Origin of the sequence: Aeromonas sp. s8 (assembly GCF_040907785.1) — a bacterium.
Lineage (GTDB): Bacteria > Pseudomonadota > Gammaproteobacteria > Enterobacterales > Aeromonadaceae > Aeromonas > Aeromonas veronii.
This window is the reverse complement of record NZ_JBFOCL010000040.1, coordinates 14989-30420: the sequence shown is the minus strand read 5'-3', so window position 1 is coordinate 30420 and position 15432 is coordinate 14989. Positions and strand designations below refer to the sequence as shown.

Annotated in this window: 13 protein-coding genes; 6 read left to right on the top strand and 7 right to left on the bottom strand. The window is 59.1% G+C overall.

The window, feature by feature from the left end; all coding sequences use genetic code 11:
* Nucleotides 1-181 precede the first annotated feature (181 nt).
* The 7 genes from AB5Y86_RS12915 to AB5Y86_RS12885 form a co-directional block, all read right to left on the bottom strand.
* Entirely contained in the window at nucleotides 182-2482 is a 2301-nt protein-coding gene (locus tag AB5Y86_RS12915; protein ID WP_368193007.1) for a tetratricopeptide repeat protein, read from the bottom strand.
* 440 nt (nucleotides 2483-2922) lie between these two features.
* Nucleotides 2923-3729: a tryptophan synthase subunit alpha gene (gene trpA / locus AB5Y86_RS12910; protein WP_368193006.1), complete on the bottom strand. Its 807-nt coding sequence runs from the start codon at nucleotides 3727-3729 to the stop codon at nucleotides 2923-2925.
* On the bottom strand, nucleotides 3726-4919 hold the full coding sequence (trpB, locus tag AB5Y86_RS12905) for a tryptophan synthase subunit beta (protein ID WP_231720366.1): 1194 nt from the start codon (nucleotides 4917-4919) through the stop codon (nucleotides 3726-3728). The genes trpA and trpB overlap by 4 nt, the downstream gene beginning before the upstream one ends.
* 47 nt (nucleotides 4920-4966) lie before the next feature.
* Nucleotides 4967-6475, bottom strand: coding sequence for a bifunctional indole-3-glycerol-phosphate synthase TrpC/phosphoribosylanthranilate isomerase TrpF (trpCF, locus tag AB5Y86_RS12900; RefSeq protein ID WP_368193111.1), 1509 nt, complete (start codon nucleotides 6473-6475; stop codon nucleotides 4967-4969).
* Nucleotides 6475-7503 (bottom strand): anthranilate phosphoribosyltransferase, encoded by a 1029-nt coding sequence (gene trpD, locus AB5Y86_RS12895; RefSeq protein WP_368193005.1) that lies wholly within the window; start codon nucleotides 7501-7503, stop codon nucleotides 6475-6477. Before trpD ends, trpCF begins: the two co-directional genes overlap by 1 nt.
* Before the next feature lie 10 nt (nucleotides 7504-7513).
* Nucleotides 7514-8113: an aminodeoxychorismate/anthranilate synthase component II gene (locus tag AB5Y86_RS12890; protein ID WP_005347355.1), complete on the bottom strand. Its 600-nt coding sequence runs from the start codon at nucleotides 8111-8113 to the stop codon at nucleotides 7514-7516.
* Nucleotides 8106-9740, bottom strand: coding sequence for an anthranilate synthase component 1 (locus AB5Y86_RS12885; RefSeq protein ID WP_368193004.1), 1635 nt, complete (start codon nucleotides 9738-9740; stop codon nucleotides 8106-8108). Before AB5Y86_RS12885 ends, AB5Y86_RS12890 begins: the two co-directional genes overlap by 8 nt.
* A 436-nt stretch (nucleotides 9741-10176) precedes the next feature.
* Between AB5Y86_RS12885 and AB5Y86_RS12880 the strand changes: the two genes are divergently transcribed.
* The 6 genes from AB5Y86_RS12880 (at nucleotide 10177) to tesB (ending at nucleotide 15359) form a co-directional block, all read left to right on the top strand.
* A complete protein-coding gene (locus tag AB5Y86_RS12880; protein ID WP_019445650.1) occupies nucleotides 10177-11058 on the top strand; it encodes a PHP domain-containing protein in 882 nt (293 codons plus the stop codon).
* A gap of 106 nt (nucleotides 11059-11164) precedes the next feature.
* Nucleotides 11165-11785 (top strand): L-threonylcarbamoyladenylate synthase, encoded by a 621-nt coding sequence (locus AB5Y86_RS12875; protein WP_021231208.1) that lies wholly within the window; start codon nucleotides 11165-11167, stop codon nucleotides 11783-11785.
* The gene (locus AB5Y86_RS12870; RefSeq protein ID WP_185716070.1) at nucleotides 11778-12647 is read left to right on the top strand and encodes a ScpA family protein; all 870 of its coding nucleotides are present in this window, start codon (nucleotides 11778-11780) and stop codon (nucleotides 12645-12647) included. The genes AB5Y86_RS12875 and AB5Y86_RS12870 overlap by 8 nt, the downstream gene beginning before the upstream one ends.
* Complete coding sequence (gene scpB / locus AB5Y86_RS12865) at nucleotides 12631-13203, top strand: SMC-Scp complex subunit ScpB (protein ID WP_368193003.1); 573 nt, start codon at nucleotides 12631-12633, stop codon at nucleotides 13201-13203. The genes AB5Y86_RS12870 and scpB overlap by 17 nt, the downstream gene beginning before the upstream one ends.
* A gap of 134 nt (nucleotides 13204-13337) precedes the next feature.
* Nucleotides 13338-14261: a 23S rRNA pseudouridine(2605) synthase RluB gene (gene rluB / locus AB5Y86_RS12860; protein ID WP_005347347.1), complete on the top strand. Its 924-nt coding sequence runs from the start codon at nucleotides 13338-13340 to the stop codon at nucleotides 14259-14261.
* A gap of 231 nt (nucleotides 14262-14492) precedes the next feature.
* A complete protein-coding gene (tesB, locus tag AB5Y86_RS12855; protein WP_019445657.1) occupies nucleotides 14493-15359 on the top strand; it encodes an acyl-CoA thioesterase II in 867 nt (288 codons plus the stop codon).
* Nucleotides 15360-15432: the final 73 nt, after the last annotated feature.

Genomic DNA, 15432 nt, shown 5'->3' with positions numbered 1-15432 from the left:
GGGGACGCTAGATGTGGGGTTGAAAGGGGGGGGAGCATGGTTGAGCAAAAAATCAAAAACTGGCCCCCGATCTTTTGTGTTCTGGCTATGCAATGTTTTGCTTATAAAGATGGGGGCCTGATTTTTCCTAGTGTTAGAACACCTCATGTAATGAGTGATTATGCTACAGCCAAATTGCTTTTTAATTCGTTGGCTGTTTGTCGCGTAGAGCCTTTGTTTTAGTAACTAGCTCCTGCAATGCGGGAGCATCGCTGGTGCCAAAGCGTTGGAGGAGCTCGTCATATACCGTGATTGCGTCTTCTGAACGACCCAGTTGGCCTAACGTCATGCCTTTGTAGCACAGCGCCTTGGCCACTTGCTCTTGCAGAACGGGAGCATCGCTGGTGCCAAAGCGTTGGAGGAGCTCGTCATATGCCGTGATTGCGTCTTCTGAACGACCCAGCTGACCCAAGGTCCTGCCTTTGTTGCAGAGCGCCGTGGCCACGTGCTCTTGCAGATCGGGAGCATCGCTGGTGCCAAAGCGTTGGAGGAGCTGGTCATATACAGTGATTTCGTCTTCGTAACGACCCAGCTGACCTAACGTCACGCCTTTGTTGCAAAGCGCCTTGGCCACTTGCTCTTGCAGTGCGGTAGCATCAGTGGAGCCAAAGCGTTGGATGAGTTCGTCATATACAGTGATTGCGTCTTCTGAATGGCCCAGCTCACTTAACGTTATGCCTTTGTAGCACAACGCTTTTGCCACTGGCTCTTGCAGTTTGGGCTCATCGGTAGAGCCAAAGTGTTGGATGAGTTCGTCATATACAGTGATTGCGTCTTCTGAATGGCCCAGCTCACTTAACGTTATGCCCTTGTAGCACAACGCTTTTGCCACTGGCTCTTGCAGTTTGGGCTCATCGGTAAAGCCAAAGCGTTGGATTAGCTCGTCATATACCGTGATTTCGTCTTCTGAATGACCCAGCTGACTTAACGTCACGCCTTTGTTGCACAGGGCCTTGGCCAGTTGCTCTTGCAGTGTGGGAGTATCGGTAGCGCCAAAGCGTTGAATGAAGTCGTCATATACCGTGATAGCGTCTTCTGAACGACCCCCTTGACTTAACGTCACACCTTTGTTGTACAGTGCCTTGGCCACTTGTTCTTGCACTGCGAGACCATCGGTGGTGCCAAAGCGTTGGATGAGCTCGTCATAGAACGTGATTGCGTCTTCCGAATGACCCAGTTGACTTAACGTCACGCCTTTGTTGTACAGCGCCTTGGCCACTTGCTCTTGCACTGCGGGAGCATCGGTGGTGCCAAAGTGTTGGATGAGCTCGTCATATATATCCATTTCCTGTTCAAGACTAGTTTGTTTTAATGCCAAGTTTAAATAGGCTTTAGCAACCCAGACTTCTTCAGTAATATCTTGAGGTCTGAGTTGTACAGATAGTTCAATAATGTCCTGATATTTACCTTGTAAGAACAATTCAAGATAGTTTGGACGTTGTGCATCACGCTCTACTTTTTGCGCTTGCATGAGGCGCTGTCGTAGTTCTTGTAAAATATCTTGAGTCGCTATCGAAACTGATTGGCTGTCGTCTAATTGAATGTCAGGATGGACTGTGTTGACATTATTATGTTGTGGATAGTCAGTGACTGCATCGAGTTCTTCGAGCAAGTGAGCATATGGGTCAGTAATAATCATTGGAGGAAAGCAATCTAGCTGTTGAGCTAGTTCAACCAAAAATATATCAGCTCCATTTGCACAGCGCATATAATAGGCTAGGCTTGTTTTTAAAATAGACTCAGAAATATGCGAGGGAGCTTGCTCCTGCATATCGACCCAAAATAGTCGATGCTGGCCTGAAAAATGATTTTTTATCTGCGGAAAAAATGCGTCGGCTTGCCCGCTGTAACCAATAAACAATGCTGGTGATTCATTTAATGTTGCACATACAAATTGGCTCAATTGTGCCGCATGTTCCGCAGTTTCTTTATCGGAATTGAGCTGAGCAAAACCATGGCTTTGTCCGTGAAGATGAACAATGGCAGGATTATCAATCAAGTGATATAAGTTTAAATTGGCTGCTGTAAAGTCATAAGTAGCGGGGTACAAACCTAATAGCCCACAACTACGAGCTAATAAATTATCAAAGTTAAATGTTAAGACGCGGCTAATGTAGCCTTCTCGTAGCAGGCATGCCAAGGCAATATGAGCCCAATTAATTTTTGCCTGATCAATATAACTCTTCAGAAAACGTCTGCGATCATCGCGGCCAATTTGTGCCATGCACTTACCGTAGTCTTCGCGATCAGCACCAACAAGCAATTTAAGTTCGGTTTCAAAACATTTATGCATTTCCTCAGTTAGTCTTTTTGCAAGAGGAATTCCTGCTGTAACTGAGCAACCAGCACCAGTGAAAAAAACAAAAGGCTTATTGCCATCCTTGGCTTTTCGCATAAACTTAGCTAAATCAGAAACATCATATTGCAGCGAGATCTTATCCATTCCCTAAACCTTGTGTAAGTCGTTTCTGTCATATGAGAAATACTATAAAATATCAATCCTTACCTTATTACGCTTACTAAATATCATTTCTATAGTATTCTCTCGTTCGAGAGGTGATTTTCGTTTGAATATCTTAATGGTCGGAGAGAAAATGAGAAGAGGGGTTTGATAGGAATCTGTTCCAGATCAAAAAATTAGTCATCAGTGGCATTTGTATTTAGCAACTTGTTTGGCAGAGAATGCACATTCCCCCTCACCCCAGCCCTCTCCCGGAGGGAGAGGGGGCAAAATGCCCAGAGCCGCAAGCGGGGAGAAGCCACAAAAAGAAAGGGAGCCGGTCAGGCTCCCTTTGATGCGGCGATGCAACGATGGCTGCTATGTGTAAGGTGGATACGCAGCCGGATCACTCACGGCCAATAGCATTTGGCCAATGTCATTCTTTATCGATTGGTCGCGGCCTTCATCCCTTCCACAAACTCTTTCAGACGGGTGAGCATATGTTCCGGGTTCTGGTGGTGGGTCTCGATGAGCTTCACCACGGCGGAGCCGGAGATGGCACCGGCGGCGCCAGCGGCAATCGCTTCACGCACCTGAGCCGGTTCGCTGATGCCAAAGCCGAGCAGGGCAGGGGGAGCATTGAACTCGCGCAGGGTATTGATCAGCCCTTCCACCGGCATGCCGGCCTTGGTCTCGGCACCGGTCACGCCAGCGCGGCTCACCAGATAGGTGTAACCATTGCCGAGCTCCGCCACCTGTTTCAGGGTCTTGGCGTCGCCATTGGGCGGGGCGATAAAGATGCTGTCGATGCCGAACTTGTCGGCGGCCGCCTTGTAGGGCGCGCACATCTGCACCGGCACGTCGGCGACCAGCACGGAGTCCACGCCCGCCTGCAGGCACTTCTCGTAGAAGCCGTCAATTTTGCGCACATAGACGAGGTTGGCGTAGACCAAGAGGCCAATGGGCAACTGCGGGTACTTGGCGCGGATGCGGCCAAGCAGCTCGAAGCAGTCGTCCGGGGTGGTGTGGCTGGCAAAGGCGCGCAGAGCGGCGCCCTGAATGGTGGGGCCATCCGCTACCGGATCGGAGAAGGGAATGCCGAGTTCGAGGGCATCGGCGCCCCCTGCGACCAGCGCATCGACGATGGCCAGCGACAATTCGGGGGTGGGGTCACCCAGCATCACGAACGGCACAAAGGCGCCCTGATTGGCCGCGTCCAGACGGGAGAAGAGTTGTGCGTAACGGTTCATGACAAGGTTCCTTCTTTTTCAAAAATGTCTGCCACGGTGAAGATATCTTTGTCGCCACGGCCGGAGAGGTTGACGATGAGCACCTGCTCTTTTTCCGGTTCACTGCGAGCCATCTTGAGGGCGTGGGCCAGTGCGTGGGAGGACTCCAGCGCCGGTATGATGCCTTCGGATTTGGCCAGCTCCTGGAAGGCGTCCAGCGCCTCCTTGTCGGTCACCGAGGGGTACTCGGCGCGGCCGATGGCGGCCAGATGGGCATGCTGCGGGCCGACGGAGGGGAAGTCGAGCCCCGCCGAGACGGAGTAGGACTCCTGAATCTGGCCCTGAGTGTCCTGCATCAGGTAGGAGTTCATGCCAAAGAAGACCCCCTTGCTGCCGTGACCGAGCGGCGCACCGTGCTCGCCGCTCTCGATGCCGTGACCACCCGGCTCGACGCCGATAAGGCGCACCGATGGTTCATCGATAAAGTCGGCAAACATGCCGATGGCGTTCGACCCGCCGCCGACGCAGGCGATCACCGCATCGGGCAGTCGCTCTTCCTTCTCGAAGCACTGGGCTTTGGCCTCTTCGCCGATCATTTTCTGGAACTCCCGCACGATGGTGGGGAAGGGGTGCGGGCCAGCGGCGGTGCCGAGCAGGTAGTGGGCCGACTCGTAGTTGGCAGCCCAGTCGCGCAGCGCCTCGTTGCAGGCATCTTTCAGGGTGCTGGAGCCGGAGTGCACCGGGATGACGGTGGTGCCCATCAGCTTCATACGAAACACGTTAGGCTTCTGGCGCTCGCAATCCTTGGCGCCCATATAGACCCGGCACTTGAGGCCGAGCAGGGCGCAAGCCAGCGCAGTCGCCACACCATGCTGACCGGCGCCGGTTTCGGCGATGATCTCGTTCTTGCCCATCCGCTTGGCCAGCAGCGCCTGACCCAGCACCTGGTTGGTCTTGTGGGCGCCGCCGTGCAGCAGATCTTCACGCTTCAGATAGAGGCGGGTCTTGGTACCCTTGGTCAGATTGCGGGTCAGGGTGAGCGGGGTCGGGCGACCGGCATACTCGGTCAGCAGGGACTGAAACTCGGCGATAAAGGCCGGATCATCCTTGGCATCGACAAAGGCTTTCTCCAGTTGGAGCAGGGCCGGGATAAGGATTTGGGGTACGTACATACCGCCAAATTCACCGAAAAACGGGTTGAGCAGGGTCATGGCTTCTTCCTTGTATTAGCTAAATCGAAATATCAAAAAGGATTGCGTTACAGGTTGCGCAGTGTGTCGAAGGCGGCTGCTATCTTGTGCGCATCCTTCTGGCCCGGGGCACTCTCTACCCCGGAGTTGAAATCAAGGCCGAGGCAGCCCACTTGCGCCGCCTGCAGGGCGTTGTCGGGATTAAGGCCCCCCGCCAGCATCAGCTTGGCTTTATCGAGATGGGCTAGCAGGGCCCAGTCGAACGCCTGACCGGTACCGCCGCTCTGGCTGCCTACTTTGGTATCCAGCAGCAGGCGATCCGCCGGGTAGTCGAGGGCGGGCAGCGGCTCGCCGCTTTCTTTGCCGAGAGAGACGCCTACGGCTTTCCAGATCTGGCAGCCCGCGGGCAGCAGCGGCCGCAGTTCCTCGATATAGGCGGCATCCTCATCCCCATGCAGTTGCACCGCGGCGAGCCCCAGCGCATCCACCGTCTTGGCAATGGTGGCGGGCTGGGCGTTGCGAAATACCCCGACATAGGCGAGCGGCGCACCCGCCATCACGGCGCGGGCGGCGGGGATGTCCACATAGCGCGGGCTTTTCGCCACAAAGATAAGACCCCCGAACACCGCGCCCGCCTGATGGGCAGCGGCGGCATCGTCGGCACGGGTCAGGCCGCACACCTTGTTCTGGCCCAGTACCAGCTTGCGCACTGCGGCTTCCAGATCCGGCTCGGCCATCAGGGATGAGCCCACCAGAAAGCCTTTGGCGTGGTGGCGCAGGTCCGCCACCTGAGCGCGGTGATTGATGCCGGACTCGCTGATCACTACCCGATCGCTCGGGATATCTTTGGCCAGCTGTTTGGTGCGGTTGAGATCGACGCTCAAGTCCCGCAGATCTCGGTTGTTGATGCCAATCACCGGTGCCCCCAGCGCGATGGCGCGGGTAAGCTCCTCCTCGTTGCTCACCTCGGTGAGCACGCCAAGGCCCAGCTCCTTGGCGACCGCGAACAGAGCACGATAGCCCTCGTCGGTGAGCACCGAGAGCATCAAGAGGATGGCATCTGCCTGATAGTGGCGGGCCAGATAGACCTGATAGGGGTCAATCATGAAATCCTTGCAGAGCACCGGCTGGCTGACGCGGCTGCGCACCCGCGGCAGGAAGGCGAAATCCCCCTGAAAGAACTTCTCGTCGGTCAGCACCGAGATGGCGGTGGCGTATTTGGCATAGATATCGGCGATGGCCTCCGGGCTGAAGTCATCGCGGATCAAGCCCTTGGAGGGGGAAGCCTTCTTGCACTCCAGAATAAAGCGGGTGGAGCCCGCCTTGAGGGCGCCTACGAAATCCCGATCGCTGGGGGTCAGCGCGCTCTGGAAGCTCTCCAGCGGCTGGGCCAGCTTGCGGGCGGCAATCCACTCCTGCTTGGCCGCCACGATCTTGCCGAGAATGGTCTGGCTGATGGAGGCCATGTTCAGAAAAGCATGGGGGGCAATAAGGTCTGACATCTCGTTATCCTTGCGAAACTGGCTCTTGCCCTGTGGGCGTTCTGAATGACTGCTGTGCAACGTGGTGGCTGACATCATGCCTCCTGATGGCCCGCTTCCTGATGGCTTAAAGTGGCGAGCCGGGCGGCCAGATCCGCCGTCTTGCCGCTCGCCAGCACCGCCAGCACCTCGGCCGCCGCGCTCTTGAGATCGGTCGCCTTGCCCGCCATCAGCAGCAGCGGCGCCACATTGGCGGCGATGGCAGCGTTGTGGGCCGGGGTGCCACGCCCTTCCAGGATGGCTGCGGTGATGGCGCGATTCTCTTCAGGCTCACCGCCCTGAATGGCGCTGACCGGATAGGTCTCTAGGCCAAAGTCAGCCGGGGTGATCATAAATTCACGGATCTCGCCGTCACGGATCTGGGCCACCTGGGTCGGGCCGTGAATGGCAATCTCGTCGAGCCCGGCGCCGTGCACCACCATACCGGTTTTCAGCCCCAGTGCCAGCAGGGTTTCGGCGATGGGGCGCACCAGCTCGGGGGCATAGACCCCCATCAGCTGATAGGTGGGGCGAGCGGGGTTGATAAGCGGCCCCAGCACGTTGAACAGGGTGCGGGTCTTGAGGGCCTGGCGCACCGGCATGGCGTGGCGCACCCCGGCGTGGTACTGGGGGGCGAACAGGAAGCAGATGCCGAGCTCGTCAAGGCAATGGCGCGCCTGCGCCGGGCTCATGTCGAGCTTGATGCCCATTTTGTCGAGCAGATCGCTTGAACCAGACTTGCTCGAGACCGAGCGGTTGCCGTGCTTGGCCACTTTCAGGCCGCAGGCGGCGGCGACCAGCGCCGAAGTGGTGGAGACATTGATGGTGTTGAGGCCATCGCCACCGGTGCCGACGATGTCGCAAAACTCATAATCCGGACGCGGGAAGTCGCGCGCTTCTGCCAAGAGGGCCTCGGCGGCACCGGCGATCTCCTCCGGGGTCTCCCCCTTGATCTTGAGGGCGGTCAAGAGACTGGCGAGCACGATGGGGTCCACTTCGCCACGTACCACCTGACCGAAGGCGTCGCGGGTACTTTCACGGCTCAGAGACTGACCCTGATAGAGGGTGTTGAGATGATGATGCATGTTGGTCTCCTTACCGCACACTGCTAACTGGACGGGTGATATGGGCGAGCGCCTGAGTCAGCAGGCGGGCCCCTTCCGAGGTCATGATGGATTCGGGATGGAACTGGAAGCCTAGCACCCGCTCATCCTGCTGCTCGATGGCCATGGGCATGCCCTGATAGTGGGCAATCACCGTCAGCTCTTCCGGTACATAGGTGGCGACCAGCGAGTGATAGCGGGCCACTGGCAGCGGGCTCGGCAGACCGGCGAAGGCGCCGTGGCCGTTGTGCTCAATCAGCGAACGCTTGCCGTGGACGATCTCGCCCGCCGCGCCGACGGTGCCGCCGTAGGCTTCGCACAGGGCCTGATGGCCGAGGCAGATGCCGAGGATAGGCACCTGACCGCGGGCCAGCTTGATCAGATCAATCAGGCAGCCCGCCTCGTGGGGGGCGCCCGGGCCCGGCGATAGCACCAGCACGGCATCCCCTTCGCAGGCGGCAATTTCGCTCATGATGCGGCTGGCCGGCAGGCTGTTGCGGTAGATCCGCACCGGATAACCGAGGGAGCGGAACTGGTCGACGAGGTTGTAGGTAAATGAATCGAAGTTATCGAGCAGGAAAATGTTAGTCATGGCTCACGTCCTTATGTTGCTCCTGCTGGGCGCTCAGGGCTTGCAGGGAGGTGCCATGGCTGGCTGCGATGGCGGCCAGCACGGCGGCCGCCTTGGCGCGGGTTTCGTCCGCTTCGGCTTGCGGCTTGGAGTCATAGACCACCCCGGCACCGGCCTGCACATGGGCCACGCCCTCTTTGACAAAGGCGGAGCGGATGACGATGCAGGTATCCATTTCGCCAGCGCCGTTGATATAGCCAACCGCGCCGCCGTAGCTGCCGCGGCGCTTGCCTTCCACCATGCGAATAAGCTCGCTGGCGCGGATCTTGGGGGCGCCGGTGAGGGTGCCCATGTTCATGCAGGCCTGATAGGCGTGCAGGGCGTCAAGGTCGGAACGCAAGGTGCCGACCACCTTGGAGACCAGATGCATCACGTGGCTGTAGCGATCCACTTTCAGCAGCTCCTTGACGTAGCGGGTACCGGGCTCGGAGATGCGGGCGATGTCGTTGCGCCCCAGATCCACCAGCATCAGGTGCTCGGCCACCTCTTTCTCGTCCTGACGCAGCTCCAGCTCGATGCGGCCGTCGAGATCCCGGTTGATGCTGCCATCGGGGTTGAAGCCGCGGCGGCGGGTACCGGCGATGGGGTACATCTCCACGTCGCGGCTGGCGGCGCAGAATTTCACCGCGCTCTCCGGCGAGGCGCCAAACAGGGTGAAGCCCTCATCCTGCACGTAGAACATGTAGGGGCTGGGGTTGGTCTGCTTGAGGCGGCGATAGGCGGCCAGGGGGCTCGGGCAGGGCAGGGAGAAGCAGCGGGACGGCACCACCTGGAAGATATCGCCACGGCGGATAAAGCCCTTGAGCTTCTCTACCTCGGCGCAGAACTGTTTGTCGCTCTTGTCCACGCTCATGCCACCGGTCAGGGGCTGGGTGGTCAGCTCGGCGCAGAGGGGTTGCTGGCAAATCTGTTTGAAGTCGGTGAGCCGTTCGGTCAGGCGGGTGTATCTGTCTTCAACCTGGCTTTCGTCGCTATCGCCGCCAAAGATACAGGCCAGCAGTTGAGTGGTGCGTTCGATATGGTCGATGGTGATCAGGGTTTCGGCCACATAGAAGCAGTAGTCGGGGCAGCTGTTGCTCCCTTCCGGCACTTCAGGCAGATCTTCAAATGAGGCGATGAGGTCGTAGGCAAAGCTGCCCGCCATAAACAGCGCTTCTTTGCCGAGCTGGCAATCAAGCTCCCGCTGCAGGGTGCGCAACACGTCCAGCACGCTGCTCCCCTTGAGGCGGGAATCTTCGTCCTGCTCCCGATCGGAGGCAGGGAAGTCGAGTTGCAGCTCGCCATCTACCAGCGAGCGGGCCACCACCACGGGCAGCCGTTCGGCCAGCAGGCTTTTCAACTGGACGCCGTTGTCATTGAGGCTGCGAACCCGCACGGTGCGGCCACGGCACTCGATGCGCAGGCAGGCATCGACCAGCAGCAGGCTCTGTTTGCCCGCCTTGGAGTCGATCTCCACCGATTCCAGCAGCAGGTTGTTGGGGCGGCCCTGACAGAGGCGGGTATAGAGCGCCAGCGGGTCGGCCACATAGGGGGCGTTGAGCTTGAGGGTATCGAATTCACCCAGAGGAAGGCGATGTGTGGCTGTCATAGTGCATTCCCTTGCGTGTGATGCTGTTTACCGATGTTCATGACGTTGAATTCCTTAGAAATTTAATTGGTCCGGGGTGGCTGGTTCAGGGGCGCCATCGCCAGGTCAGCTTGCTTGTCTGAATTCTCGGTTTCATCACAGGTCCATTTGCCGGATAATAAAAAAGCCCGCTGGGGTCAGCGGGCTTTTTCTTTGGGTTCTTAATTTGCTGTCAGATTACAGGTACAGCAACGACCACACGCCCGCATGTCAGGGAGTGTGCCACCACCAGATGGTCAGGATGGAAGTCGTTTGCATGATAAAGTCCTGTAAAAAGATGTTTGCAATGAAGTGCCTACAGAAAACGATAAAGCCGCGGCCAAGTCAAGTCGCTTTTTAGCCTTCTTTCACCGATTTGCCATGAATGGTGACCTGACCACGAGAGCGGAATAACCTGATGAGATTCGATCTTCACTGCCATACCACTGCCTCCGACGGGGTGCTGAGCCCAGCCGAACTGGTGCGCCGCGCCGCCGAAAAACAGGTCGAAGTGTTAGCAGTTACTGACCACGACACCCTCGCCGGGCTTGATGAGGTGCGTCGCACTATCGAAGCCGAGCAACTGCCGCTGCGACTGGTGAGCGGGGTCGAGATCTCCACCGGCTGGGAGCATCACGAAATTCATATCGTGGCGCTGGGGGTGGATGAAAAAAATCCGCAGCTGACCGACTTTCTGGCCGGTCAGCTGGCCCGTCGCGAGGCGCGTGCACTGGAAATCGGGCGTCGTCTGGAGAAGTGCCTCATCCCCGGCACCTATGAAGAGGCCAAGGCGCTGGCCGGTGATGCTGCCGTGACCCGCGCCCACTTTGCCCGGGTGCTGGTGGCGCGCGGAGTGGCCGACAATATGCAGAAGGTATTCAAAAAGTACCTGAGCCGTGGCAATAAAGGGTATGCCCCGGCCGAGTGGCCCGAGATGAGCGAAGCCATCGCCGCCATTCACGCCGCCGGTGGGCTGGCGGTGCTGGCCCACCCCAGCCGTTACGATCTCACCGCCAAGTGGATCAAGCGGCTGTTGGTGGCCTTCAAGGCGGCCGGTGGGGATGCCATGGAGGTGTCGCTGCCCCAGCAGAGCCCGCAGGAGCGGGCCAATCTGGGCCAGTGGGCCAAGGATCACGACCTCTATATCTCGGTGGGATCGGATTTTCACTTCCCCTCCAACTGGACCGAGCTGGGCCGCCACCTCTGGCTGCCCAAAGAGGGGATGCCCGTCTGGTTGGCCTATCCCGGTCACTTTGGGCTCACCACCGAGCAACATGCCGAGCTGCTGGCGAGTCGCTAACGGCGCCAGCGAAGCGGCCACAAACAGGTTAAGGTAGTGTCATGGGTCTTTGACCCGTGACCATACGAGCGGGCAGGTATTGCTGCCCCCATTGCGAGAACAAGCTATGAGTCAGCATTTTTACGTACATCCGGAAAACCCCCAGGCCCGTCTGATCGGTCAGGCGGTACAGATCATCCAGAACGGCGGCGTTATCGTCTATCCGACCGACTCCGGCTATGCGCTGGGTTGCCAGATGGGTGACAAGGGCGCGCTGGAGCGCATCTGTCGCATCCGTCGCCTCGACGCCAACCACGACTTCACTCTGGTGTGTCGCGATCTCTCCGAGATCTCCACCTACGCCAAGGTCGACAACAGCGCATTTCGCCTGATCAAGAACAATACCCCGGGCGCCTACACCTTCATCTTCAAGGCGACCAAAGAGGTGCCGCGCCGCTTGATGAACGAGAAGAAGAAGAGCATCGGCATCCGGGTGCCGGACAACAAGATTGCCCAGGCACTGCTGGAAGCACTCGGCGAGCCGCTGCTCTCCACCACATTGATCCTGCCGGAGTCAGAGATGGCCGAGTTTGACCCGGAAGAGATCTTCGACAAGCTGGGCAAGCAGATCGATCTGGTGGTCAACGGCGGTTATCTGGGCGAGCAGCCCACCACAGTGGTCGATTTCTCTGACGACGAGCCGGTATTGCGTCGTCGCGGCGCCGGGGACCCGACTCCGTTTGAGTGATGTCGCTGAACCGGTGACAGTCCCTTCCGCCGAGACGGGGACTGGTGCCGTACTACCCATCGCGAAAGTTCTGGGGCAGCCCTATCACGAGCTGCCCCAGGACTTGTTCATCCCGCCCGATGCGCTGGAGGTGTTCCTCGATACCTTCGAGGGGCCGCTCGATCTGCTGCTCTACCTTATCCGGCGTCAGCAGCTCGATATCCTCAACCTGCCGATCCTGCAGATCACCGCCCAGTACATGGAGTACGTGGAGCTGATGCAGGGGCTCAACCTTGAGCTGGCGGCTGAGTATCTGTTGATGGCGGCCTGGCTGGCCGAGATAAAATCCCGTCTGCTGCTGCCCAAGGCACCGGAGCTGGAGGACGAAGAGGAGGGGGAAGACCCGCGGGTGACCCTGATCCGCCGCCTGCAGGAGTACGAGCGTTACAAGGTCGGTGCGGAGCGGGTCAATGAGCTGCCACGGGTGGAGCGAGAGATTTATATCGCAGCCGCCTTGCCCCCCGATTTTGGCGCCCTCAAGCCACTGGCGCCCGATGTTTCGCTGGTTGAGCTCGCCCTTTACATGCAAAGTGTGGTAAAACGCGCGACTCATTTCGAACATCACCAGATCCGCCGCGAACAGATCCCGACCCGGGTGCGCATGGCGGAGATCCTCGCCATGCTCACGCTGGGCCAGACCCTGCGCCTTGAGCAGGTGCTGCGCGCCGAAGAGGGGCGCATGGGGGTTCTGGTGACGTTTCTGGCCCTGCTGGAGCTGTGCAAGGAGCAACTGATCTGGATCCTGCAGGCAGAACCCTTGGGTCCAATCCATTTTGCATTGGCCGAGCAGAGCGAGGAGGGCAACCGTGGCGCTGCCCACTGAACGACTCAAGACCCTGATCGAGGCTGCGCTGTTTGTGGCTGGTCGTCCGCTCAATGTCAGCGAGCTGAAAAGCAGCGTGCTGGCGGATTATCCGGTGACCAGTCGCTATGTTCAGCTGCTGTTGGCCGAGATCAGGCAAGATTACAGCTCGCGAGGCGTCGAACTCAGAGAGGTCGCCTCCGGCTGGCGCTTTCAGGCGCGTCAGGAGTATGCCGAGGAGCTCTCGCGGCTCTGGAGCGAGCGGGCGCCGCGTTATTCGCGCGCCGTGATGGAGACGCTGACCCTGATTGCCTATCGCCAACCCATCACCCGGGCCGAGATAGAAGCGATCCGCGGGGTGGCGGTGTCGAGCCAGATAGTGAATACCCTGAAAGAGCGTGGCTGGGTGCGCAGCATCGGCCACAAAGAGGTGGCCGGTCGCCCCGAACTGCTCGCCACCACCAGAGAGTTTCTGGATTACTTTAATCTGCAGAGTCTGGAGCAGCTCCCCGAGCTGGATCCGGAGCTGCAACCCCTGTTGCCCTCTGCGGTGGACGGGGAGAGCGATGCCCGGTGAATGGCGCCCAAGTGTGCCAATGTCACCGAGATATACATTTTTCAACTGTGGCGAGTGCTCCAACCGGCGTTTGTTACAGTTAACCCCGTTGCCCCTTTTACCAGTGGGCAGCGATCAACAATCAGGTAACCCCGATGAGTGAAAAACTGCAAAAAGTGTTGGCCCGCGCGGGTCACGGCTCCCGTCGTGAGATGGAGGCCCTGATCACCGCAGGTCGGGTCAGTGTGGATGGCAAGGTCGCCACACTGGGGGATCGCGTCGAAGTGAACGCCGTGATCCGGGTGGATGGTCACCAGGTCAAGACCCGTGCCGCAGAGGAAGTGATCTGCCGCGTACTGGCTTACCACAAGCCGGAAGGGGAGATGTGTACCCGTCACGATCCGGAAGGTCGTCCCACCGTGTTTGATCGTCTGCCCAAGATGGAAGGTGCCCGCTGGATTGCGGTCGGCCGCCTCGACGTCAACACCTCAGGTCTGCTGCTGTTCACCACCGACGGTGAGCTGGCCAACCGCCTGATGCACCCGAGCCACGAAGTGGAACGGGAATACGCGGTACGTGTCTTTGGCGAAATCACCGAAGCCATGCTGCAGCGTCTGCGCAAGGGCGTGCAGCTGGAAGATGGCACCGCCAAGTTCAACAAGATCAAACCGGCTGGCGGTGAGGGTCTGAACCAGTGGTTCAACGTTACCCTGACCGAAGGACGCAACCGTGAAGTGCGCCGCCTGTGGGAATCCCAGGAAGTGCAGGTGAGCCGCCTGATGCGGATCCGCTACGGCGACGTCAAGCTGGACCGCGGCATCCCGCGCGGCGGCTGGCAAGAGCTGAAACTGCCGGAAGTGAACTACCTGCGCGGTCTGGTCAACCTGCCGCCGGAGACCGAATCCAAGGTCGATCTGCAGCAAGATGGCAAAACCAGCCGTCACAAGCAGGCCGCCCAGATCCGTCGCGCCGTGCAGCGTCACAAAGAGATGCAGGGCAAAGAGCCGCGCGCTCGCGCCACCACCGCCCGTCGCAAGCCGCAAGCCTCTACCCGCAACTCCGGTACCGGCAGCAAGTAAACCGATAGCCCGTTGCGAACTGTGTGCCGTCAAAGAGCGCGCAGTTGGTCAAGCAAAGGCCCGCACCAAATGGTGCGGGCCTTTTTGTATCAACCCCCCAGGATGGCAAAAGGGTGGCTGGTGAAAAATTGAGGGGCATTTCTGTCGTCTGCTTGCCCGCAGACTCGCCGCTGCGGTTGCTCTGCTCCGGTGAGCTTGTTAGCCTGTGCGGCTCTGATAGAGGAGTGAACGATGAGCAAGGTACTTGATGAGCTGCTGGCGTTGCTGGCGCTGGAAAAAATCGAGGAGGGCCTGTTTCGGGGCCAGAGCCAGGATCTCGGTCTGCGGGCCGTGTTTGGCGGACAGGTAATGGGGCAGGCCTTGTCAGCCGCCAAGCAGACGGTCGAGACCGGTCGTCAGGTTCACAGTTTTCACTCCTACTTCCTGCGTCCGGGGGATGTGACCCGTCCCATCGTCTACGACGTTGAGAATATTCGCGACGGCCAGACCGTCTCCACCCGCCGGGTCAAGGCGATTCAGGGCGGCAAGCCCATCTTCTATCTCAACGCCTCGTTTCAGGTGCCGGCCGACGGTTTCGAGCATCAGGCGCAGATGCCCACCGGCATCACCCCGCCGGAGGAGCTCAAGAGCGAGCTGGAGCTGGTGCGCCCCTACGAGAACCTGATCCCGGCCTCTCTGCGCGACAAGATCCTCTGCGAGCAGCCCATCGAGATGCGTCCGGTGACCCTGGTCGACCCTATTCGGCCGACGGTGCAGGATCCGGTGCGCCACGTCTGGTTCAAGGCCAATGGCCAGATGCCGGACGATCTGCGGGTGCACAAATACCTGCTGGCCTACGCCTCCGACTTCAACTTCCTGCTCACCTCGCTGCAGCCCCACGGGGTGTCGTACTGGGAGCCGGATATGCAGGTGGCGACCATCGATCACTCCATGTGGTTCCACCGTGATTTCCGCTTCGACGACTGGCTGCTCTACGTGGTAGACAGCCCGAGCGCCAGCAGTGGTCGCGGTCTGGTGCGCGGTCAGTTCTTTACCCGTGATGGCATGCTGGTGGCGAGCACCATGCAGGAGGGGGTGATCCGCCGTCGCGGCAGTTAAGGCGCAAAGCGGATAGCAAAACGGGGTGGCACTGGCCACCCCGTTTTCGTTGCTGCGATGTGTGCGGGCGCTG